Below are 25,038 nucleotides of genomic sequence, written 5' to 3' on the forward strand. Positions count from 1 at the left end.
ATGGTATACAATATCGAAAAAATATAATATAATAGTAGTGTATGAAATGAACAAAATCGAGAACAATCTGATATATGGATTGTTCATTTGATATAATGGGAAAAAGTTTGTATCAATTTTTTTGTTGATAAAGAGGTGTTTTTTTGAGAAGAGCTGATATAAAAAATATAATCGAAGCCATACTGTTTTCTAGTACGGAGCCAGTTGGTATCGAACAACTAAATATTGCGATCAACGAGGAGCTTTCACCAAAGGAAATCGAAAAAATGTTGACCATGCTAATTGATGAGTATAAGGACAATAATAGAGGTATTCAAATTATTAAGGTAAATGACAAATATCAGATGTGTTCAAATGAGGAATTTTCGGACTATATAAAAAACGTAGTTGGTAATCCAAAGAAAAGATATCTCAGTCAAGCTACATTGGAAACATTGATTATTATTGCCTATAAACAACCTATCACGAAAAATGAATTGGAAAACATAAGAGGTGTAAAGTGCGACAAGGTGCTGAAAACATTAACTGACAGCGAATTGATATATGAGGCGGGGAGACTTAATAAAACGGGGAAACCGATAATTTACAGAACAACTGATGAATTTTTAAAATTATTGCAAATAGATTCTCTTGAAAAGCTACCTAGTATATCTACTCAGGTTTAAGGAATTAGGTTATAAATTTTTTGAGTTTCATCCTGCAAGATATGAAATAATTTATTTCGTTTTTCTAAAAGTAATAGATTTCTTAAGTAATAAAATTCTGGAGTTGCAAATAAATTTGTTTGTTAAATAGACTGTATGAATTTATTGTTTATAAAAATAATAAAAATTTAATCTTAAAATAATAGTCCTACATAAAGTATTATTGTATTATATCAATTTTATCTTACTAAAAGATATAAATTAGTTTAAAAATAAAAGAGGAAGAAAATTAATACTGATTTTTCAATGCTATTAGCAATATGAAAAAATTATGTATTTTTTTTACTAATTTAATTTTTTTGTAGAATTATTATTAAAATGTGTTATAATAAACATTATATTAATTTAATGTTATTTAATATTATTTTATCAAATTAAGTATTTTGCGAGGACAGTCGCATACAAGGGGGGTAAAATTATGGAAGATAAAGATTTGGCACTTCTTCTGTTAGAAAATTTTAATGTGTTTGATAATTTGATTAAGAGTATTACTGGAACTGGTACGAAAAAAGTACAGAAGTTTACTTCAAAGCAATTTTTCACATTAGAGCAATTGAAGAAATATGAAAAAATTGAATTGAAAAACCTAAGTAAAGATTTATACGTATCGACTTCAAGCTTATGTATACTTTTGAACAAACTTGTCGATTCTGGATATGTATTTAGGGAAGACGATCCCAAAGACAGAAGAAATACTTTCTATGGAATCACAGAAAGTGGCAAAGAGATTCTTAAAGAGGAAGAAGAAAGAATTTCTGCAATACTTGTAGGCAATATGTCTGGTTTTGATGACAAATTCAAAAAGAATGTCGAAAAAAGTCTTGATGTATTGATTAAAGCTGCTGAAAAGTTATATTAATTTTTTGCAGTTGAACATTGTTTGGGGATTGAAAAAGAGTAAAAAGAAACAAAATTATAAGTTATAGAAAACTTATTAGAAAAAAGCAACAATTTACAAAAATGGTGCATAGTATAAAGTATGTTTGTGCCTGGGGAAAACAGTTTAAAATTTATACAATAAGAAACGTCTACTGATAGATAATTTCGATAGACGTTTCTTATTGTGTATATTTTTAGTTAATTACAATTCATTTACGATTTCCGATAAAATTTTTCCTATTGAATCATTTATTATAAGACTTGCCATCGAATCCATATTTGTAGAACTTTTATTAATTAGCACCAATTCGCTGCCCTTAAAATAATTCAAAAAACCTGCAGCAGGATAGACCACGAGTGACGTTCCACCGACAATTAAAACATCAGCCTGTGATATCATTTTTATCGATTCGGCAATAACTCTATCATCAAGTGATTCTTCATATAATACTACATCAGGTTTTACCGTATTTCCACAGACAGAGCATTTGGGAGTAGTACCTTCAAGTGCCAAAAATTCCTCCAAGGAATACTTTGATTTGCAAAATGTACAAGTGTTGGAATGAACGCTACCATGAAGTTCGAATACATTTTTGCTTCCGGCTAGCTGATGTAATCCGTCAATATTTTGAGTGATTACTGCCTTCAATTTACCCAATTTTTCGAGCTTTACCAAAGCATGATGTGCTAGATTTGGCCTCGCATCCTTGAAGATCAGATTTTTTTTGTAAAAATCAAAAAAATCATCCGGATATCTTTCGAAGTATGTTCTTGAAACTAGCTGTTCAGGTGTAAAATGTTTATTTAAGGATTTGTTGAAAAGTCCATTCGAGCTTCTAAAATCTGGAATATTTGATTCTGTTGATACTCCAGCACCTCCAAAGAAAACAATATTATCACTTTCCACGATAATACTCTTTAATTTCGCTATCTTGTCTTTTTCAATTGTGTTTACCATATTAAAAATCCTCCTGTTTATCATATTAAAATGCTTCTATAGCTTATCACTTAATAATAAATTTATTGTAATATTGTAAATTAGCTGTATATGTGTTTAAAAATTTTATTCAAAAATATCAAATAGAACTAAATTCATTATCCTATTATTAATAGAATAACATAATTTGTGATATCATTCAATTAAAGCAGTAGCATTATAGAGGGAAAATCATGTTACTTGTTTGTAACTTATTACATTTAATGTTTACAAAATTGTAAAGGTTTGATATACTGTAATAAGTAGTAATCGAAAGGAGATGAATTTTTTGAAAAGTAAATTGGCGATGTCGGCTTTGGCGTTATTACCGTTTGTAGGGACTACAGCCATGGCTTCAGGACAAACTGGCGTAATAAATTTTGAATTTGTAAATATAAGAGTTAATCCTAGTATAAATAACAGTGTAAAATTTGTGTTAAAAAAAGGTGATAAAGTAGAGATATTATCTGAAAAAGATGGTTGGTATAACATAAAATCAGGAAATAAAGATGGGTGGGTAGCGAAGAATGCAGTGACACTAGATGCGAAGCAGGTATCTAATGTCAAGACTTCTCCTCAGCAAACGGCTAAATATAAGGAAGTCGCTAACGACCTATTGAATCTGAGAAGTGGAGCGAGTACGAATAGTAGTATCTTGGCTGTGCTTCACAAGGGTGACAGGCTAAAGGTTATTGATGAAGCAGTTGGTTGGACGAAAGTTGAGTTTAATGGACAAGTGGGATTTGTTTCGTCTAGACTAGTGAAAGATGTTGGTACGACAACTGTGGGTGCAAGCACTGAATCAAATTCATCATCCGTTGTAAAGCGTGTTATTTCAAATAAATTGAATATGAGAAAGTCTTCTGAAATAACTAGTGAGAGAGTAAAGACATTAAATAGAGGTCAGCTAGTAAATTTCATATCCGAGAAGAATGGATGGGCAAAGATTAGCGTTGACGGTGTAACGGGATATGTATCTTCATACTATCTTGAGAATACTGGGGAGAGTTCTGATGATGTAATCGAATCAGCAGAAGATGTTTCAGCTGACTTTGGCAATACGAGTGTTGAGGTTGTCGATGACAACAATGTAAAGGAAAATACAACGCCATCTGTGGCAGGTGGTATCAGCTATAAAAATATGGGCATGTCTTTGAGTAATCATGTTAATTTACAGTCTTCAAAAGCGCTTAACTTAAATAGCTCTAATGGATGGGGGAAAGCAAGCACTGAGGAATTGACTTACTACATGAATCCTCAAAACCATACTAGCTACTCAGGGATGATGCAGTTTTTGGCATTGGATTCATATAGTAATGATTTAACTGTTGATCAGCTTAATTCATATTTAAATAAATATTGTAAGAGTGGAAATGTATTCCATAATCAGGGGCATGCATTTATAAATGCGGCTAAAAAGAACAATATTAATGTGCTTTATCTTGTTGCTCATTCAATGATAGAGACAGGTTATGGTACATCAAAGCTTGCATCAGGTGTTCAGTACAATGGTAAAACTGTTTACAATTTCTTTGGAATAGGTGCAGTTGATGGAAATGCACTTGCTGGTGGATCGGCAACTGCATACAAAAATGGTTGGACAAGTGTTGCGGCAGGTATTGATGGTGCTGCTACATGGATATCACAGAGATATATTCATAATTCACAATACAATCAAAATACATTATATGAAATGAAATGGTCTACAGGATTCACTTGGCATCAGTATGCTAGTGATATTTCATGGCCAAAAGCAATCGGTAATAAAATGGCAGATATTGGAAAGTATTCAAGCAATTTAGGTGCTTTAAGATATATAGTTCCACAGTATAATTAGTATTTTGTATACTTAAAAAAAGGTTCGAACATTCGTATTTGGCAAGGTATGTTCGAACTCTTTTTGTGCTGTTTTTTAAACTGAAATATCGATTAATCTAGAAATAGTTAAGCTTTTTTTGATACTATATAGTATCTATAATTTTGTGTAATATTTGGTGGGGGTTTATGAAGAAATTAAAATATATTGTTGTTCCAATCGTTATAGGTGTAACATTTGCATTTTCTCTTAACTGGTTCTTAGAAAAAGAAGTTGTGCGAATGTTATCAAACAACGATTTGAATCCGGTGCTATTCAATGCGGATAGTGTTGTAAAGAATAAAGGCTACTTTGCAAATAATTTTTTGAGTAATAAAGATAATATTCTGATGTTTGGTTCTTCTGAATTGAGTCATTCAACTCGACAGCATCCCGATTATTACTTTAATACTGGAAAAATAGAGAATGGAATTGTTACAATAGGAAAGGCGTACACGCAAGATCTACAGCATTCAACAGTACTTGGAAGCTTGGATAATCCAAGTAAAAAGGTAGTTCTACTTTTATCAATGCAGTGGTTTATGGATAAGGGTGGAGTAACGGATAGCCATTTTCAAGGTAGATTTTCACCTGTTCAGTTCTATAGATTTATGGACAACAAAAAAATAAGTGATGAAACAAAAATGCTTTATGCAAAAAGAGTTACGACATTATTGAAATCAAGTAATGAATTTCAAGCAGAGAGACAGTATGCACTCGACTATATGAAAAAAAGAAATAACGTAGTATTTGAACCATATTATAATTTCAAGAAATTTATGGTCAATTTAAAGGACAAGGGCTTGCTGTATAAGGAATTGCTGATGACCTCTCAAAGAAAAAATAAGGATTCATTGGCAGGAAAATATTTTGATTGGAAGTTTGAACGTAAGAGAGCATATGACGATGCAATAAAAAGAGTCGGAAAAAAAGATCATATACTAGGTGGAAAGAAACTTTATATTGATAAGGGCTATTACAAAAAAAATCTCTTTGGGAAGGATAAGTTTTTTCTTAATAAATATAAGGATGTCGATTTGACAAAATCTGTTGAATATGAGGATCTTGATATATTTTTGAAGACTTGTAGAGATTTAAAAATAAAGCCGATAGTAATATTGACTCCTTCTATGGATGAATTCTATTCTTATACAGGAATTACAACCGAAAAAAGGGAAGCATACTACGCAAAGATAAGAGATATAAGCAAAAGCTACGGTATATCGCTTATGGACTTGACAGAGTACGATAAGTCAAAGTTTTATCTTCGTGATGTAATGCATATTGGTACTTTGGGATGGGTTGATATCTGCGAAAGGCTGTACAATGCTTTTGAAGATAGAAATTAATCCTTTATATAAGATAATATCTTGTAGATAATATTTTGATTTGATGAGGTTGAAAAATGGATGATATAAAAAAAGATGTGATTAAGAGCAGTAAGATATCTTTTTATAGACGTTTTATGAATAGTGTGAAATTGGATAGGGATACAAAGATTTCTATTACTATTTCAATAGCTATTATTTTATGTATATTGGCTTATGCATTTTTGCCTTTTAATGAAATGTCATTTATTTACAATGAGTTTTAAAATAAAGTTCGATAATTCTACATACTAGAATAAAGCTATCGATGACATTTTGTGAAAAGATAATGGGGCATTGATGATAAGACTATAATGCGATTTATTAATGATAAAGAGAGGGATTTTTATGTTAAATATTGTTGAGGGCGTAAGGCAGTATGCAAAAACTGATAGATTGGCAGTAATTTGTGGTGAAGAATCAATTAGTTATGCCGATGTGGAAAAATATTCTAACATTTTGGGGAATTATTTGATAGACAAATTTAATTCAGACATTCCCACGGTTATATATGGGAACAAGGATGTTATGATATTAGTTGCAATGATAGGTTCTTTGAAATCTGGTAAGGCATATGTTCCAATTGATACGAGTTCACCTGCACAGAGGATGAAGGACATTATTGAAACAGTTCAACCAGAGGTTATTTTTAATCTTTCTGACAAAGAAATTATGTTAGACAGTTCTGTGTCTAAAAATGTAGAGATTCTTGATAAAGCTACATTGATGAATTTGATGATAGAGAAGAGTAATACCTATGATTTTGAAATCAGTCGTGAAAAATGGGTAGACAATGATGAAAATTCATATATATTATTTACTTCAGGTACCACAGGGAAACCAAAAGGCGTGCAGATTAGCACATATAATTTGGATAGCTTTTCTGAGTGGATTTCGCCTGTTTTAGGAATAGATGGAAGTGAGATGGTGGTTTTAGATCAACCATCATATTCCTTTGATTTGAGTGTTTCGACTTTGTATCCTGGAATAATTTTTGGTGCAACTCTGTTTTCAATTCCAAATAGCTTGATTTTGGACTTCAAAAAACTATATGCTGAGTTGAAAAAATCAAATATTAAGGTGTGGGTTTCAACACCTTCTTTTGCAAATATGTGCTTGAATGATGAAACTTTCTCACAGGAGTTATTACCTGAATTGGAAACGATGTTATTTATAGGAGAGGTATTGCCTGTACCTGTTGCCAAAGAATTGCTTGATAGATTTCCAAGGATAAAGATAATAAATGGATACGGTCCAACTGAAGCCACTGTAGGAATTAGTCAGGTTTCTATAAATAGAGAACATATAAATGCAAATAAAAGCCTGCCAGTTGGAATTCCTATGCCAAACAGCGTTATCAAAATAGTAAATGATGAAATGGAGGAAGTTCCAAAAGGAGAAAAGGGCGAAATTGTAATAGTTGGTCCTTCTGTATCAAAGGGATATTACAAAAATCCAGAAATAACTAATAAAAGCTTCTATGTTGAGGGTGAGAGTATATTCAAAGAAAAGAGTCCAGTTTCAGCATTAGATGAGAAATTAAGACTAAGGGCATATAAAACTGGAGATCTTGGATCTATAGATGATGATGGAAACATCAGGTTTTTTGGAAGAAAAGACTTTCAGATTAAATTAAATGGATATAGAATTGAAATTGAAGATATAGAAAACAATCTAAGAAAAATAAATGAGATTTCAAGTGCTGTAGTTCTTCCAATAAATAAGAATGGCGAGGTTTCTCATTTAAAGGCAATCGTGGTGTTAAAAAAAGGAATAAATGAAAGTAAGCTAAAGAAGACTGTAGAAATCAAGCGTGAATTATCAAAATTGATACCCAAATATATGATTCCTAGATCTTTTGATTTTATTGATGAAATGCCTTTGAACACGAACGGAAAAATAGATAGAAAGAAGCTATATGCAGATATAGTTGAGGAGGCATAGATGACCATTTCACAGTATGAAGATTATTTTTATATTTATATCCTTCTTCTGATTTCTGTGCCTGCTATAATATTGGGCATAAAGCAAATAAAAATCAAGTATTATGCTTTTTTTGCGACTATTTTTATGGTTATCCTTACTATAGGCATGGAGAATCAAATGCTTACCATTGGAGTATTTCTTCTTTGGGAGATGGCATTGATTAAGCTGTACAAAAAAGTCAATGATAAAAATAAAAAATGGAGATTTAGGCTATTTGTTTTACTATCTCTTTTACCACTTGTTTTTAATAAGATATCTGGCTTTACAGCTTTTGGAATTATCGGATTCGTGGGAATATCGTATATGTCCTTTAAGACAGTTCAGATAATAATAGATATATATGATGGAAATATTGATGAAATAAAGCTTACAGATACTTTATACTTTGTTTTGTTTTTTCCAACCCTAAGCTCTGGACCGATAGATAGGTATAGAAAATTTATCGATGAGATCAATGCTGAAATTCCAAGAGATGTATATATTAATGATTACCTACTGATTGGTATAAAAAAAATGGTCGTAGGATTGGCATATAAGTTTTTCTTTGCATCTCTTATTTACATAGCTTGGTTAAAGGAAATTCCAAACGATGGTAGTATTTTTAGCTTGGTTCAGTATATGTATTGCTACACACTTTACCTATTTTTTGATTTTGCAGGATATAGTAACATGGCTATTGGAACAGGCTATTTATTTGGTGTAAAAGTTCCAGAAAACTTTGATAAGCCATTTGTGAGTAAAGACATGAAGGAGTTTTGGACTAGGTGGCATATAAGCTTGTCTAGATGGTTTGGAGATTACATATTTTCTAGGTTTGTACTAAATACACTAAAAAATAAAAAGTACAGAAAAAAGAAAAAAAATGTTTATAGAGTTGGTCAAATGATAACTATGACTACTATGGGAATTTGGCATGGATTGACATGGTATTATATTGCCTATGGTGTATATCAAGGGATTGCATTGGCGTTAACAGACGATTATTTGGCAAGCAAGTTTCACAAGAAGCACGCAAAAAATAAGCACTACCAATTTTTACAGATTTTTGTAACCTTCCATATTATTTGCTTCGGAATGCTTATTTTTTCTGGTTATCTGAATAATTATATTTAAAATATGCTTATATTGATATATAATATATCTAGTGTTTAAAATTTTTTAATAAGCTAGTGAAGTAATGGACTTTACATAGTCAATTGCTGATTTTGTGTTTAAAAATTATTAATGGATTTGAAAGGATTATAAGAATGGATATTAAAGCAGGTGTAATAGAAATATTTGAGGAAGTTCTTGATACAGATGAGATAAGAGAAAATCAAGATTTAGATTTATTTGAAAATGAGTTACTTGATTCGTTGGCAATTATTGAGGTCTTGCTGGCAATTGAAGATAAGTTCGATTTATCTCTTCAACCAACTGATTTGGAAAGAGACGATATGAGTTCTGTAAACAAGTTAACTGATTTTCTTGAAAGAAAATTATAATATATGTTGGGAGGAAGTGTGTTTACACAGAAATGTATGAGTAGAGAATTAGCAGAATTATTATTTCCAAACGTAGATAAGACGTTAGAATATTATGAAGAAAAATTTCCAGAAAGAAAATTTGAAAAAAAATCAAAAATCACAAGACTAGGACCAAGCCCAACTGGATTTATTCATTTGGGTAACTTGTATGGCGCTTTGGTAGATGAAAGAATGGCACATTTATCTGACGGTATAATGCTGCTTAGAATTGAGGATACTGATGACAAAAGACGTGTAGAGGGCTCTGAGGAGCTTATCATCAACTCGTTAAAATTCTTTGGTATTGAATTTGACGAAGGTGTGTCACTAGATGGAGAGGTTGGAGAATACGGTCCATACAGACAAAGTGAAAGAAAAGAAATATACCAGACTGCAGCAAAATTTTTGACTGAAAAGGGAATGGCGTATCCTTCATTTGTTTCTGAAGAAGAGATGGAAGCTATTAGAAATCAGCAAGAAAAAGAAGGTGTGAATACTGGATATTATGGAAAATGGGCGACAGATAGAGATTTGTCCTTTGAAACTATAAAGTCAAATATTGAGGCTGGCAAACCATGGACATTAAGGCTTAGATCTTCAGGCGATCCTGAAATAGCTATGAAATTTATTGATGGAATTAGAGGGGAGATTACTGTTAGACAGAATAACCTAGACGTGGTTATATTAAAGCAAAACGGTATACCTACATATCATTTTGCTCATGTGGTTGACGACCATTTCATGAGAATAACTGATGTAGTAAGAGGAGAAGAGTGGCTTTCTACACTTCCGATACATCTTGAATTGTTTCACGTAATGGGATGGAGAAGACCTAATTACAACCACACTGCTCATTTGATGAAATCAGAGGATGGTAAAAAGAGAAAGCTGTCAAAGAGAAAGGACCCTGAGTTATCACTTGAATACTATATGAAAGATGGCTATTTCCCTGAGGCAGTAACAGAATACCTGATGACATTGATGAACTCTAATTATGAGGAGTGGAGAATGAAGAATCCAGAAAAATCGTTCAAGGAATTTGCTTTTAAGACAAAGAATATGAGTTCTTCTGGAGCATTATTTGATTTAAATAAATTGAATGATATATCTAAGGATGTCTTAATTAGACTTTCTGTAGAAGAGATAATGGATTTCATGTTATCATGGTCTGAAAAATTTGATAAAAATGCAAATTCACTACTGAATCAATACAAGGATGATTTGATCAAGATCTTATCAATTGGTAGAGATGGTAAAAAACCTAGAAAAGATTTAGTAAATTGCACTCAGATAATGCAATTTATTTCATACTATTTTGATGAAGACTTTGAATATGTAGATAAAATGCCAGAAAGAGTATCAAATGATGATGCAAAAGCTATTTTAGAGCAGTATTTGAAAACGTATAATCATTCTGATAGTAATGAACAGTGGTTTGAAAAGGTGAAAATTATCACTGATGGAAACGGATTTACCTCAAACAATAAGGAATTTAAGAAAAATCCTGAAGCATACAAGGGAAATATCACAGATGTTTCTACTGCGATAAGAGTTGCAGTCGTTGGAAGGCAACAATCACCAGATCTTTGGAGTATTCAGCAGATAATGGGTGAAGAAAGAGTAAAAAACAGAATAGCAGAATATTTAAAGCAGCTTTAATGGATTTTAAATTATTTGAGTTTTTATTCTACAGTATCAAATCAACCTTGAATTGATACTGTAGTTTTTTTATTGAAATATTCTAAACAATATGATAATATGAAAGTATATATTTTTTCATATTGGAAATGGGGGGAATTGTTGTGAAAGAAATATATAAAAACATGATTTTGCTGGAAAAAAATATTGATATGAATGGTAGACTGAAGCTCGTATTCTATTTGATATCAATGTTGCCGATAATTTTGATAATTAAACAAAATTATTATGATGGGGTTAATGATTTGTACTCGTATCTTGTTATTAGTGTGCTTAGTTTTTGTGCGTCGGTCTTATTTTTAGACAAAAAAATCGCAAAATATTTGAATTTTATTAATATATGCATTTGCCTTATATTATATTCTATAGTTATATTTTTTCCGTTGTTATTTTCAGTAATTGATATTTTTAGTAATCCAGTATACTTTTTTGTAGATTTATTTTTGGGGCTATCTCCATACTTTTTTATATTTTTGTTTTTTATGTTTTATGAAAAATATTCTATGTATAAAAGAGGCTTGTACTAGTAAATGTTCAATGATTTATTTAGTAATGGAATTAAATAACTTCGAGAAGTAATAAAATAAATTAATTATAAATTGATTATAAATAAATTTTAGTGAAACTAAAATGTCTATGCTACAGCTCAAGTTGATTGCTTTGATGCTGAAGCATAGACATTTTATTTTTGAATCGCTCAAATATCGAATTAGAATTTAAATTAATAAATCTTTTTTGACCATTTTGATAATGCAGCCTTGTCAGCCACAACAATAACATCATTGTGTAACTGAAGTATGCTTGCTGGAAGCTCTGGTGTAATTGGACCATTTAATGCTCTATCCAAAATTTCAGCCTTATCTTCACCTGATACTATAAGAACTATTTTTTTCGCTTGCATGATTGATTTTATTCCCATAGTATAGGCTTGTTTTGGTACTTGATCCTCTGATTCAAAAAATCTTCTGTTGGCTTCTATAGTAGTTTGTGCGAGATTTACACAATGAGTTTCTCTTTCGAACTGTTCTCCAGGCTCGTTAAATCCTATATGTCCATTATGCCCAAGTCCAAGTAATTGTAAGTCGACACCACCTGAATTTTTTATTATTTCATTGTAATTTTTTGTGGCAATTTCACTATCCATCTCAAGTCCATCCGGTACAAATGTCCTTTTCTTGTCAATGTTTATATGATCAAAAAAGTTTGTATTCATAAAGAAACGGTAGCTTTGCTCGTTTTCTGGAGACAAGCCTTTATATTCATCAAGATTTATTGTAGTCACATGGGAAAAATCTATGTCTCCTTTATTGTACCATTCTATAAGTTGTTTGTATGTGCCGAGTGGTGAAGAACCAGTTGCAAGTCCTAGAACACAGTTTGGCTTCATTATTACCTGTGCCGAAAGAATATTTGCAGCCTTTCTACTCATATCCTTGTAATCTTCAGCTTTATAAATAATCATAAATATATCCTCCATATTAACAGTTTAATTATTCAATTTAGATTTTATTTAAGAATCTACTTAAAAATATAATCCCTTATTATTAGTATAAATGAGAAAATAATATTTTCAAGGATAAAGATAATAATTGAAATAAATTTCAAAAATACGATTAATTTATTTGGGAAAATAGGAAAATGATATCATACTTATCAATATATTGAAATATATTTCAGAATCAAAAAGATATATTGAAATATAATTCACGCTGGTATATACTTAGTGGCATGGGAATACGATATGAAAAAGGAGGTCGAGTATGACTGATTTAAGTAAGATAGAGTCTATAAAAGGAAAGCTAATTGTATCCTGTCAGGCTTTGGAAAACGAGCCACTTCATTCTTCTTTTATCATGGGGAGGATGGCATTGGCAGCCAAAGAAGGCGGGGCAGTTGGTATTAGAGCCAATACAAGAGAGGATATTGAAGAAATTCAAAAGCAGGTAGATTTGCCGATTATTGGTATCGTAAAGAAAGATTACGATGGATCGAAGGTGTATATTACTCCAACGATGTCCGAGGTTGACGATTTGATGAAGGTCAGACCGGAGATAATAGCAATGGATGCTACTAGTGACCTTAGACCCAATAATGTGAGTCTGGATGATTTTTTCAAGGAAGTAAAAGCAAAATATCCTGATCAATTATTTATGGCTGACTGTTCTACAATTGAAGAGGCGATACATGCGGATGAGCTTGGGTTTGATTTTATTGGAACAACAATGGTAGGTTACACTGAGCAGTCAAAAGGGGATAAGATTGAAGAAAATGATTTTGAAATCTTAAGAAAAATTATCGATAAGGTTAAAAATAAGGTAATAGCTGAAGGCAATATCAATACTCCAGAAAAAGCAAAAAGAGTAATTGAGCTTGGCGCATATAGCGTTGTTGTCGGTTCAATAATCACAAGACCGCAGCTTATTACAAGATCTTTTGTTGAAAAGATGGAAGAAAAATAGTGTTTAATTAATAGGTTTTAAATTTGAAATTATTATATAAATTTGTTTGTGACATGGAGGAAAACGTAACTATGAAAAATCTTGAAAAGTACAAAGGAGTAATACCAGCATTTTATGCTTGCTATGATCAGGAAGGAAATATCAGTCCTGAAAGAGTAAGAGAATTGACTAAATATTTTATAAATAAGGGTGTAAAGGGGCTGTATGTAAATGGTTCTTCAGGCGAATGTATTTACCAAAGTGTGGAGGACAAAAAAATTATTCTTGAAAATGTAATGAAGGAAGCAAAGGGTAAGATAACAATTATCGCACATGTTGCTTGTAACAATACAAAGGATTCACAGGAGCTGGCAGCACACGCAGAAAGCTTGGGCGTAGATGCAATAGCGGCTATACCACCTATCTATTTTAGATTGCCTGAATATGCGATAGCTCAGTATTGGAATGACATATCAGATTCAGCTCCAAACACTGATTTTGTAATATACAATATACCACAGTTGGCAGGTGTGGCATTAACAGGAAGTCTATTTGCAGAAATGAGAAAAAATCCAAGAGTAATCGGTGTAAAGAATTCATCAATGCCAGTTCAAGATATACAGATGTTTAAAAAGGCTGCTGGGGATGATTATATAATATTCAATGGTCCAGATGAACAGTTCATATCAGGTAGAGTTATAGGGGCTGAAGGTGGAATTGGAGGAACATACGGTGTGATGCCGGATTTATTTTTAAAGATGGATGAGTATGTAAAAGCTGGCAAATTAGATTTAGCTAAAGAAATCCAGTACGATGTAAATGACGTAATATACAAGATGTGCTCTGCTCATGGTAATATGTATGCTGTTATAAAGGCAATACTAAAGATAAATGAAGGACTTGATGTTGGTGGTGTAAGAAAACCATTGGCGGCACTTATCGAAGAAGATATGGAAATAGTTGAAGAAGCTGCAAAAATGATAAGAGACGCTAGAGTCAAATACGTAGGATAATTGGGAGGTTGCTATGCAAGGTTTTACTAAAATTGATTTAATAATACTAATCGCATATCTATCAGCGGTGTTATTTGCTGGTCTTCATTTCTCAAAGAAGGAGATGAAGGGAAAAGAATATTTCAAGGGAGATGGAACAGTACCTTGGTGGGTAACCTCTGTATCAATATTCGCAACGCTACTAAGTCCAATCTCATTTTTATCGCTGGCTGGTAACTCATATGCAGGAACGTGGATAATGTGGTTTGCACAGCTAGGTATGCTAGTAGCAATACCATTTACAATAAGATTTTTCCTACCTATTTACAGTAAGCTAGGTATAGATACGGCTTACCATTATCTGGAAATAAGATTTAACAGTAAGGGACTAAGAATACTTGGAGCAGTAATGTTCATAATATACCAGGTTGGACGTATGTCTATCATCATGTATCTACCATGTATGGTATTGTCAAAGCTGATGGGTGTAAACGTAAATATATTAATAATAATCATGGGTGTTATTGCAATTATATATTCATATACAGGTGGACTGAAATCAGTATTATGGACTGATTTTATACAAGGGGCAGTTCTCCTTATTGGTGTTACTTTCGGTCTGATTTATCTTATTGCTCATATCAATGGCGGAATGGGAGCCGTTATGGAGCAATTGGCGAATAACCAAAAGTTTTTGGCAGCCGACCAGCCATTATTTGATGCCAATATTTTTAGAGATAGTATATTCCTGTTGATAATAGGTGCCGGTCTAAATACTATGGGCTCATATGTGTCTAGTCAGGATATAGTTCAAAGGTTTACAACTACTACAGATACAAAGCAGTTAAATAAGATGATGATAGCAAATGGTTGCCTATCTATATTTATCGCTACAGTATTCTACTTGATAGGTACAGGTCTATATGTATTTTATCAGGTACAGGGGAACGTATTACCTCCAGCAGCACAGCAGGATCAAATTTTTGCATCATGGATAGCATTTGAATTACCAGTTGGTGTGACAGGTATACTTCTTGCAGCTATTTACGCAGCAGCTCAGTCTACTCTTTCTACTGGACTTAATTCTGTAGCATCAAGTTGGACTTTAGATATACAGGCTCGAATAAACAAGAAAGAATTGAGTTTTGAAAAACAGACAAAGATAGGTCAGAGAGTATCGTTGATAGTTGGAATATTTGCGATAGTAGTGGCAATGGTTCTTGCACAGGGTGGAGTAAAATCTGCTTATGAATGGTTCAACGGATTTATGGGTCTTGTTCTTGGAATACTTGTTGGTACATTTATTTTGGGTGCATTTACAAAAGTTGCCAATAAGTTTGGTGCGACGCTTGCATTTATAGCAGCATCATGTGTGATGGTATATATTAAATACTTTGTCGATCCAGCAAAGATTTCATTCTGGTCATACTCAATAATATCAATTGCTGTGTCTTTGGTTGTTGGGCTTATAGCTTCAATTGTTTGGTCTAAGGTTAAGGGAGTGAATGAAGCTCCGCTACCAAACACAACTATATATAGAGACTAGTAGGGGGTAAAATATGATATTTGGAAATATAAAAAATTTGGGAGAATATTCTTTTCTTGAATCACAGATAAAAGAATGCTTTGACTACTATAATAGCAACGATCTGAAATCACTTGAAAAAGGCTCATACGAAATTGACGGAAAAAGACTATTTGTAAATGTTGTCGAGTATGTGACAACTAGCCCTGATAATAGGTTTTGGGAAGCACACAAAAACTATCTAGATTTACATTTGATGCTAGATGGATGCGAACAGATAGACCTAAGCTTTATTGATAATATGAAGCAAGGTGAATTCATCGAAAAGGATGATTTTCTGCCATTAGAGGGTCAAAAAAATTCTTCTGTAGTGTTAAATGATGGAGATTTCCTGATATGTTATCCTGCAGACGGCCATATGACAGCAATTGCAGTCAATGAACCTCAGAAAATAAAAAAAGCAATTTTTAAGATAAAGATATAATTTTGAGTTATAATAAAGAGGCAGGATGCAAATATGCATATGCCTTTTTGTTGTTTTCAAAGGCATGGTAGTGTTAAGGAGGAAAATCATGGGATATTATGTTAAATCTGTGGTTGCAATAATCGAGTCAAATTATGAAAAGTTTACAACAGTTGAGAAAAATATAGCAGATTTTTTTATTCACAATGACAAGAAGCAAGATTTTTCAGGCAAAAAACTGGCTAATAAGCTCTTTGTGTCTGAGGCATCTCTTTCAAGATTTGCTCAAAAGTGTGGATTTAGAGGATATAGAGAATTTATATATCAATATAGTGAAAACTTTGTGGAAAAGCAAGAAGATATGGCGGACAATGTAAGTCAGGTTTTGAGTACATATCAAGAGCTACTAAATAAAACATATAGTCTAGTAGATGAAAATCAATTAAAAAGAGTGATCAACTATTTAATTGACTCAGAAAAGGTATTCGTATGCGGAAAAGGTTCATCAGGACTGGCAGCGAGTGAAATGGAGCTTCGATTTATGAGAATCGGTGTCGATATAGACTCGATAACAGATTCTGATCAAATGAAGATGAGAGCAGTATTTCAGAATGAAAAAAATCTGGTATTTGGTGTAAGTATAAGTGGTGAAACGGAAGAGGTACTATATTTTTTAAAAGAAGCTCATAAGAAAAATGCAAATACCGTATTGATTACATCACAGATAAGAGATTCCTATGGAGAGTTTTGCTCAGAGGTCATATTGGTACCATCTCTTAGACATTTAAATCATGGAAATGTCATATCGCCGCAGTTTCCAATTTCAATAATGGTCGACATACTTTATTCTCATTTTGTACAGAGAGATAAGAACAACAGGGCGAAAATGCATGGAGATACTATCAGGGCATTGAGTTACGGATTTGAAAAGGAAGATGAAAACTAACCATATTGTGGTTAGTGTTGGTTTAAGATTTTGTTAGAATTTATTTTTGGAGGTTATTATGATATTAAAAGCCAAATATATAGTATTGAAGGATAGTATGCTGGAGGATTCAGCAATATTGATAGAAGATAAAAGGATAAAAAAGATACTAAGAAATGATGAAATTGATAGTAACAATTTAGTAGATGGAAAGGATATAATAGATTACAAGGATTCTATTATATGTCCTGGATTTGTGGACACTCACGTTCACGGATTCTGTGGTCATGATTTTATGGATAAGTCGGAAGAAGGCCTTAAATCAATATGTAAGGATATTCTAAGAGCCGGAGTTACTTCTATTTTAGCTACAACTCTTACTGCATCAGAGGAAGATATCATAGAGGTCGTGGATATTGTGAAGAAAAATAAGGATACATATGGTGCAAAAATACAGGGGATTTTCCTTGAGGGACCCTTTTTTACCGAAAAATACAAGGGCGCTCAAAATCCAAAATATTTTTTGAAGCCAGAAATTGAAAAATTGAGAAAATGGCAAGATATAGCTGGTGGATTGATAAAAAAAATCGGATTAGCTCCAGAGGTTGAGGGAAGTGTGGCTTTTGCTGAAAAGGCAAGAGCGATGGGCATATACGTGGCACTTGGTCATAGTGATGCAAGCTATGAAGAAGCAAAAAATGTAGTTGATGCTGGAGCAAATATATTTGTTCATACATATAATGGAATGAGTGGATTACACCACAGAAATCCCGGTATGGTAGGAGCTGCGATGACATTAAGAAATGTCTTTGCCGAATTAATTTGCGATGGTCATCATGTACATCCAGCTGCTGCAGATGTATTGGTAAGAGCCAGAGGATATAAAAGCGTCGCCTTGATCAGTGATTGTATGATGGCAGGTGGAATGCCAGTCGGTAAATACAAGCTTGGAGATTTTGATGTTGAGTTAGATGGGGAAACTGTTAGGCTTGAAAATGGAAATTTGGCAGGATCTGTTCTTAAAATGGTAGATGCAGTAAGAAATCTTGTAAGATGGGGGATTGCTACCCCATTCGAGGCGATTCAAATGGCTACTCAAGTACCAGCAAAGTCTGTTGGAATAGATAATGTGTGCGGAATTATCGAAGAAGGAAGAAATGCTGACATACTGGTATTGGATAAGACCCTTTCTATATTAGATGTCTATTTGGATGGTCAGAAGGTTGAGTTAAATTGCTAAGATTTTCTCAGGAAAATACTATATTTACTCGGAAAATATTGCACGATATAGCTATATAAAAACATATAAATAAACGAACAAAATATCATTTTACTCATGTTGTTTGTTCGTAAAAAGAGGGGGAAGATATGATTATTTTTTGATATTTATGATATTTTTCAAAAAAAATCAGAAAAAACTAAAAAAAATACGAATTTACTATTGCAAAAAAACACAAATACGAATAAAATATACTTAGATAATAAAAATATACGTTATATTTCGTTGGTTATCTTTTCTACAGTATTGTTGATGCTTTAATACTGTTGTTTATATGATAATTTGGTGATAAACACGAATAATTAAATGGTATTTAAATTTTTTTTATGAATAAGGAGTGATTTTAATGCAAAAATTGGAACAGCTTTATGAAGGCAAGGCAAAGAAAGTTTTTAAGACAGATAACGAAGACTACCTAATTGTGTCCTATAAGGATGATGCTACAGCGTTTAATGGCTTGAAAAAAGGAACAATTGTGGGTAAAGGAGAAATCAACAACCTAATGTCAAATAAGTTATTTGCTTATTTGGAGGAAAATGGAGTGAAAACTCACTTTGTCGAAACGATAGATTCTAGAAATACTGTTGTAAAATCGGTTGAAATAGTGCCTTTAGAGGTTATTGTTAGAAATGTCGCTGCAGGAAGCTTTTCAAAGAGATTGGGCGTTGAGGAAGGAACTATATTTGACGAGCCGACAACAGAGTTTTCTTATAAAAATGATGAGCTGGGAGATCCTCTTATCAACGATTCATTCGCCATTGCATTAAAGCTTGCTACAAAGGAAGAAATTGACCAAATTAGAGAAATGGCTCTAAAGGTCAATGAATTATTAAAAACATACTTCTTGAAGGCAAATATTAAATTGATAGATTTCAAGCTTGAGTTTGGTAGATTTCATGGCGAAATAATTCTTGCAGATGAAATATCACCAGACACTTGTAGATTGTGGGATAAGGATACAAACGAAAAATTAGACAAAGATAGATTTAGAAGAGACTTGGGAAATGTTGAGGGTGCATATTCTGAAGTTAGAAATCGACTAGGTTTTTAAGGATAGATGATATGAGAGAAGAAGTAATGACTGGATTAGGAGAAGAATGTGGCGTTTTCGGTGCCTATGACATAGATGGAGAAGATGTTGCCTCATATATTTATTACGGGCTTTTTGCACTTCAACATAGAGGTCAAGAGAGCTGTGGTATATCAGTTACGAATACATTCGGCGAAAAAGATGATGTTAGATTTCATAAGGATTTGGGACTTGTAAACGAAGTATTCAATAAGGATATTATAAATTCGCTAAGTGGTAACTTGGGTGTAGGTCACGTTAGATATTCAACAGCCGGTGGCTGGGGAAGAGAAAACTCTCAGCCTTTTGTTATTCACTACATAAAAGGTATTTTGTCGATGGCCCACAATGGAAATTTGACAAATACATCCGAATTAAAAAATGAATTGGCTACAACAGGTGCAATATTCCAGACTAAAACCGATTCAGAGGTAATAGCATACTTGATAGCGAGGGAAAGGTTACATACACTTTCTATTGAGGATGCAGTGAAAAGTGCTGCAAAAAAACTAAAAGGTGCGTTTTCTCTTGTGGTAGGAAGTCCATCGAAATTGATAGGAGCGAGAGATCCATTGGGTTTTAGACCTCTATGTATCGGTAGGAAGGATAATACATTTTTCTTGAGTTCTGAATCTGCTGCACTTGATACAATAGGAGCAGAGTTTATCAGAGATGTAGAGCCAGGAGAGATAGTAACAATTGCTGATGGCGAAATAATATCAGATAGATTTTCTGAAAGGATTGAAACAGCAAGATGTATATTTGAGTATATATATTTTGCAAGAACCGATAGCTTTATTGATGGTGTAAGTGTTTACAAATCAAGGGTAGAAGCAGGCGGAATATTGGCAAAGAAATTTCCAGTTGAAGCAGATTTGGTTGTAGGTGTACCAGAATCGGGACTGGCTTCTGCAGTAGGATATTCTCAGGAATCAGGTATACCATATGGAATGGCGTTTTATAAGAATAGCTATGTTGGAAGAACCTTTATAAAGCCAAAACAAAACGAGAGAACATCTGGAGTTCAAGTAAAATTGAATGTGATAAGAGATGTTGTAAAAGGAAAAAGAGTCATAATGGTAGATGATTCGATAGTTAGAGGAACTACCATTAGAAATATTGTAAAGATGCTTAAAGATGCAGGTGCACTTGAAGTTCATGTAAGAGTGAGTTCACCACCATTTAAATTCCCATGCTATTATGGAACAGATGTTCCTAGTAGAGAAAATTTGGTTGCAGTAAACAACTCATTAGAAGAAATTAGAGAGAGTATAAATGCAGACTCACTTGGTTTTTTAGAGATTGATGATTTACCAAAGTTATGTCCAGGCTTGTCGTTCTGTGATGCTTGCTTTACAGGAAATCACAAGGGTGGTATTCCAAAGGAAACAGAGGACTTTACTTGCTGTTAAAAAATATATAATAATTAGTTTAATGTTTTAGTCGACTTGAAGGTTGACCATATACAAAAAGTATCACACATTCACAATTTTTATAGAATGTGTGATACTTTTTGTATATGTACTTTTTCATCAATTATTCCATCTATTACTTTATACACTGTTTCAATCTATTACTTAAGCCACTGTTTCAAATCGATTAATTTTAACGTGTTCTTTTGATATTTATAAATACTTTGTTTTGTGGTATAATATTATGATGGTTATTGAATGATTCTCAATAATCACTTATATGAATTTAATTTTAGAATGGATGAGTAAAATGATATTGATATTGGCTGAAAAACCGTCTGTTGCAAGAACTATTGCATCTTTCTTAAAGGCAAATTCAAGGAAAGATGGCTATTATGAGGGTAATGGATATATAGTTACATATGCAGTTGGTCACTTGGTATCGCTTTATGATATGAAGGATTACGACAAAGAAAAATATTCAGGCTCTTGGAAAATGGAAAATTATCCATTTATTCCATCAAGCAAATTTGGGTTTAAGATAGACGACGATAAGAAAAAACAATTTAATATTATTGATAATCTAATAAAAAGAGATGATGTCGAGTATATTATCAATGCTACCGATAATGATAGAGAGGGTGAATTAATTTCGTTCCTGATATTTATGATGTCGAAAAACCAAAAACCAGTTAAACGTATTTTGGTAAATGAGTGGACTCCTGAAGACATAACTAGAGGTCTATCAAATTTGAAGGACGATTCTGAAATGAGAAATCTCCAAGCTGCTGGATATACAAGACTTATTACCGATTGGCTAATAGGGATTAATTTTACTTGTGCAGCCACTCTAAAATATGGGAATGGAAAAATGCTAAATATTGGGAGAGTAATACTTCCAACTGTAAAGCTAGTTTATGATAGAGATATGGAAATAAGAAATTTTGTCCCAAAGATATACTATGAAATAGAGGGCAAGTTCGAGAGCAAAAACGGAGAATATACTGGAAAATATCAAAAAGGTAAGAACAGCAAATTCGATACAAAGGAAGAGGCAAACCTAATTGTTGATAAGATTTCTTCAAAAGAGGGTACTATTAAAGACAAGAAGGTGACAAATTCGAAGGAGTATGCCCCAAAATTATTCTCACTGACTTCATTGCAGGGATATATAACCTCTAAGTACTCCAGATTTACTTCTGATAAGGTACTTAGTGTGTGCCAAAGCCTATATGAAGGAAAGGGTAGTGGTGGATTTATCACATATCCGAGAACTGATTCAGTTTTTTTGGAAGAAAGCTTGGCAGATAAAGTAAAATCGACACTTGAAACGATAAAAAAAGGTCATCCTGCTGAAAAAAACATAAAGTTTTCAAAGACAAAGAGAGTATTCGATTCATCAAAAGTTGAGAGCCATAGTGCCATTATTCCAACTTACATTATTCCAAGAAATTTGAATGAGGATGAGTGGATAGTATACAATGCTATAAAGGATAGGTTTCTGGCAAATTTTATGCCCCCAGCCGAGTATGAAAATACTGAAATAATAACGGATGTTGATGAGTATAGCTTTATTTCTAAGGGGAAGGTTTTGACGGTAAAGGGATATCTTGAAATTTATGAAAAGGACTCAAAGGGAAACCTGCTTCCATACGTAGAAAAAGGTGAAAGTGTAGATGTATTGGGAATTAATCCAATTGAAAAAAATACAACACCACCAAAGCCATATACGGAAGACACTTTGTTAAAGGCTATGAAGAACTGCGGAAAGAATGTTTCAGAAGATGACACGACAGTCCTTTCTGGATATTCGATTGGGACATCTGCAACAAGAGCAGATGTATTAAAGAAAATTTCTCAGGTCGGGTACGTTAAGAAAAAAGGAAAAAATTATTCAATTACTGATTTGGGTATTAATCTAGTTGAAATATTTCCAGTAAAAAACTTATTCGATGTTGACTTTACCGGAAAATTGGAAAAGAATTTATTTGATATACAAAAAGGCGAGTTTAGTAGAAAGGACTATCTAAATAATATTTGCAAATTTATCTATGACAATGTTAATAATATAAAGATGGGACCAAATAAAAATATAAATACAGAAAAAATTGTGTACAATCCAAAAACAAAAAAATTCGTCAAGGAAAGTCAACTAAAAAATACAAGTATAGAAGGAAAGCTGAAAAAAACGGACAAGCAAAGCAAACCAAAAAAAAGTAATAATAGTATTGTTGACGATCAGACAGGCTTTGAAATTATTTCAAAATGTCCGGAATGTGGTGGAGATATTGTAGAATCTAAAAAAGCTTTTGCTTGTAAGAACTATAGTAATTGTGGATTTACTGTTTGGAAAAACGATCCAGTTTTAAATAAGTACAGTAAAAAGCCAACAAAAACTATGATTAAAGCATTTTCTAAAGGAAAAGGTGCAACGTTGAAGGGTCTAAAAGACGAAAACGACAGAAAATTTGATGCTACCGTAAACTACTTTATTAATGCTGATAAAAAATTGGAATTAAAAATACAGGAGAAATAGATGTCAGATAATAATTTGGCGGGTGCTGGGTGTAAGGCTTTAGTTCCCGAAGAAGATAGAAAAGAGTTAAAAGATATAGAAAAAAGTATTACTAAAAGATATAGAAAAAGAATATGGTCCAAATTTATAAAAGCGATCAAGACATATAACCTAGTGGAAGAAGGAGATAAAATAGCTGTTGCAATTTCTGGTGGAAAAGATAGTTTATTGATGGCGAAGCTATTTCAGGAGCTGAAACGTCATTCCCCTGTAAACTTTGATGTTGTATATTTGGCGATGGATCCAGGCTACCACTCTAGTATCAGAAGGCTACTTTTGGAGAACTGTGAATACCTAGATATCGATTTGGAAATATTTGATTCTCAGATTTTTGAAGTTGCTGATAGAATAGCAAGTGACTATCCGTGTTATATGTGTGCGAGAATGAGAAGAGGGGCACTATATGGTAAGGCAGAGGAGTTAGGCTGTAATAAGTTAGCTCTGGGGCATCACTTCGATGATGTAATAGAGACTACAATGCTTAATTTATTGTGTGCTGGTAATTTTAAGACGATGTTACCAAAGCTAAAATCTACAAACTTTGAAGGCATTGAGCTTATCAGACCACTATACTATATAAGGGAAGAAGATATTATTAGATGGATTTCATTTAGTGGAATATGGCCTCTAAACTGTGCCTGTATGGTGGCTGCAAAGAAAACTGGAAATAAAAGATATGAAATTAAGGATTTAATAAAAAATTTATCGAATGATTTTGTTAACGTTGAGAAATCAATTTTTAAAGCTGCCGAAAATGTAAATGTTGATTCAATATTGGGATGGCAAATTGATGGGGAGAAACATAGTTTTATGGAAAAATGGGAGGAGTAATTGATGGATTTTTTGTTGAGAAAAGATGAATTTGTGGTTGTGGATCTTGAAACTACTGGTCTTAGTCCATATAAGGGTCATGAAATTATTGAAATAGGTGTAACAGAAATTAAAAAGAATAAAATTGCCTTAAACTATTCAAGGCTGATAAAACCGAACTCAATAATACCGACAGCTATTACAGATATCACAAACATTACAAATGAGATGGTTGAAGGTGAATTAAAAATTGATGAAGTATTGCCTAAGTTTAGGGATTATATAGGTGACAGGGTATTGATTGCACACAATGCAAAATTCGATTTGTCATTTTTGAATTTTTATTTGCAAAAATATGATTTAACTCCGATAGACAACTATATTTGCACTTTGGAAATGTTAAAAATATTAAAATCGAGAAAGATATACACTGGTAACAACAATAAGCTGGCAACTGCTTGTGAGTTTTATGATATTGTTCTAGAAAATGCACATAGAGCAGATGCGGATACCTTGGCGACTGCAAAGCTATTCTTAAAGATTAGGGAACAGTTACTAAAATAAATTGAGGGGGACGATT

22 protein-coding genes are annotated in these 25,038 nt (G+C 32.7%); 20 read left to right on the forward strand and 2 right to left on the reverse strand.

Going from position 1 to position 25,038, the window contains the following annotated elements; all coding sequences use genetic code 11:
• Nucleotides 1-143: 143 nt before the first annotated feature.
• Together scpB and FYJ71_RS03395 are read left to right on the forward strand one after the other, a co-directional pair.
• Nucleotides 144-665 carry an SMC-Scp complex subunit ScpB gene (gene scpB, locus FYJ71_RS03390; RefSeq protein ID WP_154537379.1) on the forward strand — a complete coding sequence of 174 codons (522 nt, stop codon included), beginning with the start codon at nucleotides 144-146 and terminating at the stop codon, nucleotides 663-665.
• Between the two features lie 457 nt (nucleotides 666-1,122).
• Nucleotides 1,123-1,563, forward strand: a complete 441-nt coding sequence (locus FYJ71_RS03395; protein WP_154537380.1) for a MarR family winged helix-turn-helix transcriptional regulator — start codon at nucleotides 1,123-1,125, stop codon at nucleotides 1,561-1,563.
• 222 nt (nucleotides 1,564-1,785) lie between these two features.
• Here the strand turns inward: FYJ71_RS03395 and FYJ71_RS03400 are convergent, their stop codons facing one another.
• Nucleotides 1,786-2,541 carry an NAD-dependent protein deacylase gene (locus FYJ71_RS03400; RefSeq protein ID WP_154537381.1) on the reverse strand — a complete coding sequence of 252 codons (756 nt, stop codon included), beginning with the start codon at nucleotides 2,539-2,541 and terminating at the stop codon, nucleotides 1,786-1,788.
• A gap of 298 nt (nucleotides 2,542-2,839) precedes the next feature.
• On the opposite strand from FYJ71_RS03400, the gene FYJ71_RS03405 reads away from it, so the two are divergent.
• From FYJ71_RS03405 to gltX, 7 genes are all read left to right on the forward strand, one after another.
• Nucleotides 2,840-4,396, forward strand: a complete 1,557-nt coding sequence (locus tag FYJ71_RS03405) for an SH3 domain-containing protein (protein ID WP_408634610.1) — start codon at nucleotides 2,840-2,842, stop codon at nucleotides 4,394-4,396.
• Nucleotides 4,397-4,563: 167 nt separating this feature from the next.
• Nucleotides 4,564-5,763 (forward strand): D-alanyl-lipoteichoic acid biosynthesis protein DltD, encoded by a 1,200-nt coding sequence (gene dltD, locus FYJ71_RS03410; protein ID WP_154537383.1) that lies wholly within the window; start codon nucleotides 4,564-4,566, stop codon nucleotides 5,761-5,763.
• Nucleotides 5,764-5,819: 56 nt separating this feature from the next.
• Nucleotides 5,820-6,008 (forward strand): hypothetical protein, encoded by a 189-nt coding sequence (locus FYJ71_RS03415; protein ID WP_154537384.1) that lies wholly within the window; start codon nucleotides 5,820-5,822, stop codon nucleotides 6,006-6,008.
• 121 nt (nucleotides 6,009-6,129) lie between these two features.
• Nucleotides 6,130-7,725: a D-alanine--poly(phosphoribitol) ligase subunit DltA gene (gene dltA, locus FYJ71_RS03420; protein ID WP_154537385.1), complete on the forward strand. Its 1,596-nt coding sequence runs from the start codon at nucleotides 6,130-6,132 to the stop codon at nucleotides 7,723-7,725.
• Nucleotides 7,726-8,880 (forward strand): D-alanyl-lipoteichoic acid biosynthesis protein DltB, encoded by a 1,155-nt coding sequence (dltB, locus tag FYJ71_RS03425; RefSeq protein ID WP_154537386.1) that lies wholly within the window; start codon nucleotides 7,726-7,728, stop codon nucleotides 8,878-8,880.
• 134 nt (nucleotides 8,881-9,014) lie between these two features.
• Entirely contained in the window at nucleotides 9,015-9,251 is a 237-nt protein-coding gene (dltC, locus tag FYJ71_RS03430) for a D-alanine--poly(phosphoribitol) ligase subunit 2 (RefSeq protein ID WP_091994245.1), read from the forward strand.
• 18 nt (nucleotides 9,252-9,269) lie between these two features.
• Nucleotides 9,270-10,931 (forward strand): glutamate--tRNA ligase, encoded by a 1,662-nt coding sequence (gltX, locus tag FYJ71_RS03435; RefSeq protein ID WP_331468014.1) that lies wholly within the window; start codon nucleotides 9,270-9,272, stop codon nucleotides 10,929-10,931.
• Between the two features lie 760 nt (nucleotides 10,932-11,691).
• Here gltX and nagB read toward each other — a convergent pair.
• Complete coding sequence (gene nagB / locus FYJ71_RS03440) at nucleotides 11,692-12,432, reverse strand: glucosamine-6-phosphate deaminase (RefSeq protein WP_154537387.1); 741 nt, start codon at nucleotides 12,430-12,432, stop codon at nucleotides 11,692-11,694.
• Between the two features lie 298 nt (nucleotides 12,433-12,730).
• On the opposite strand from nagB, the gene FYJ71_RS03445 reads away from it, so the two are divergent.
• From FYJ71_RS03445 to FYJ71_RS03495, 11 genes are all read left to right on the forward strand, one after another.
• The gene (locus FYJ71_RS03445) at nucleotides 12,731-13,429 is read left to right on the forward strand and encodes an N-acetylmannosamine-6-phosphate 2-epimerase (protein ID WP_154537388.1); all 699 of its coding nucleotides are present in this window, start codon (nucleotides 12,731-12,733) and stop codon (nucleotides 13,427-13,429) included.
• Nucleotides 13,430-13,500: 71 nt separating this feature from the next.
• A complete protein-coding gene (locus tag FYJ71_RS03450; RefSeq protein WP_154537389.1) occupies nucleotides 13,501-14,421 on the forward strand; it encodes a dihydrodipicolinate synthase family protein in 921 nt (306 codons plus the stop codon).
• Between the two features lie 13 nt (nucleotides 14,422-14,434).
• Complete coding sequence (locus FYJ71_RS03455) at nucleotides 14,435-15,946, forward strand: sodium:solute symporter (protein ID WP_154537390.1); 1,512 nt, start codon at nucleotides 14,435-14,437, stop codon at nucleotides 15,944-15,946.
• A gap of 13 nt (nucleotides 15,947-15,959) precedes the next feature.
• Nucleotides 15,960-16,409: a YhcH/YjgK/YiaL family protein gene (locus FYJ71_RS03460; RefSeq protein ID WP_154537391.1), complete on the forward strand. Its 450-nt coding sequence runs from the start codon at nucleotides 15,960-15,962 to the stop codon at nucleotides 16,407-16,409.
• An 88-nt stretch (nucleotides 16,410-16,497) separates the two neighbouring features.
• Complete coding sequence (locus FYJ71_RS03465; RefSeq protein ID WP_154537392.1) at nucleotides 16,498-17,334, forward strand: MurR/RpiR family transcriptional regulator; 837 nt, start codon at nucleotides 16,498-16,500, stop codon at nucleotides 17,332-17,334.
• A 58-nt stretch (nucleotides 17,335-17,392) separates the two neighbouring features.
• Nucleotides 17,393-18,553: an N-acetylglucosamine-6-phosphate deacetylase gene (gene nagA / locus FYJ71_RS03470; protein WP_154537393.1), complete on the forward strand. Its 1,161-nt coding sequence runs from the start codon at nucleotides 17,393-17,395 to the stop codon at nucleotides 18,551-18,553.
• Nucleotides 18,554-18,938: 385 nt separating this feature from the next.
• Nucleotides 18,939-19,643 carry a phosphoribosylaminoimidazolesuccinocarboxamide synthase gene (gene purC, locus FYJ71_RS03475; protein ID WP_154537394.1) on the forward strand — a complete coding sequence of 235 codons (705 nt, stop codon included), beginning with the start codon at nucleotides 18,939-18,941 and terminating at the stop codon, nucleotides 19,641-19,643.
• Nucleotides 19,644-19,654: 11 nt separating this feature from the next.
• Nucleotides 19,655-21,073 carry an amidophosphoribosyltransferase gene (gene purF / locus FYJ71_RS03480; protein WP_154537395.1) on the forward strand — a complete coding sequence of 473 codons (1,419 nt, stop codon included), beginning with the start codon at nucleotides 19,655-19,657 and terminating at the stop codon, nucleotides 21,071-21,073.
• Between the two features lie 310 nt (nucleotides 21,074-21,383).
• Nucleotides 21,384-23,609: a type IA DNA topoisomerase gene (locus FYJ71_RS03485; protein ID WP_154537396.1), complete on the forward strand. Its 2,226-nt coding sequence runs from the start codon at nucleotides 21,384-21,386 to the stop codon at nucleotides 23,607-23,609.
• Entirely contained in the window at nucleotides 23,610-24,479 is an 870-nt protein-coding gene (locus FYJ71_RS03490) for a tRNA 2-thiocytidine biosynthesis TtcA family protein (protein ID WP_154537397.1), read from the forward strand.
• Between the two features lie 3 nt (nucleotides 24,480-24,482).
• The gene (locus FYJ71_RS03495) at nucleotides 24,483-25,022 is read left to right on the forward strand and encodes a 3'-5' exonuclease (protein WP_154537398.1); all 540 of its coding nucleotides are present in this window, start codon (nucleotides 24,483-24,485) and stop codon (nucleotides 25,020-25,022) included.
• The last annotated feature ends 16 nt before the right edge of the window (nucleotides 25,023-25,038 follow it).

This window comes from Peptostreptococcus porci (assembly GCF_009695815.1).
GTDB classification, from domain to species: Bacteria; Bacillota; Clostridia; order Peptostreptococcales; family Peptostreptococcaceae; genus Peptostreptococcus; species Peptostreptococcus porci.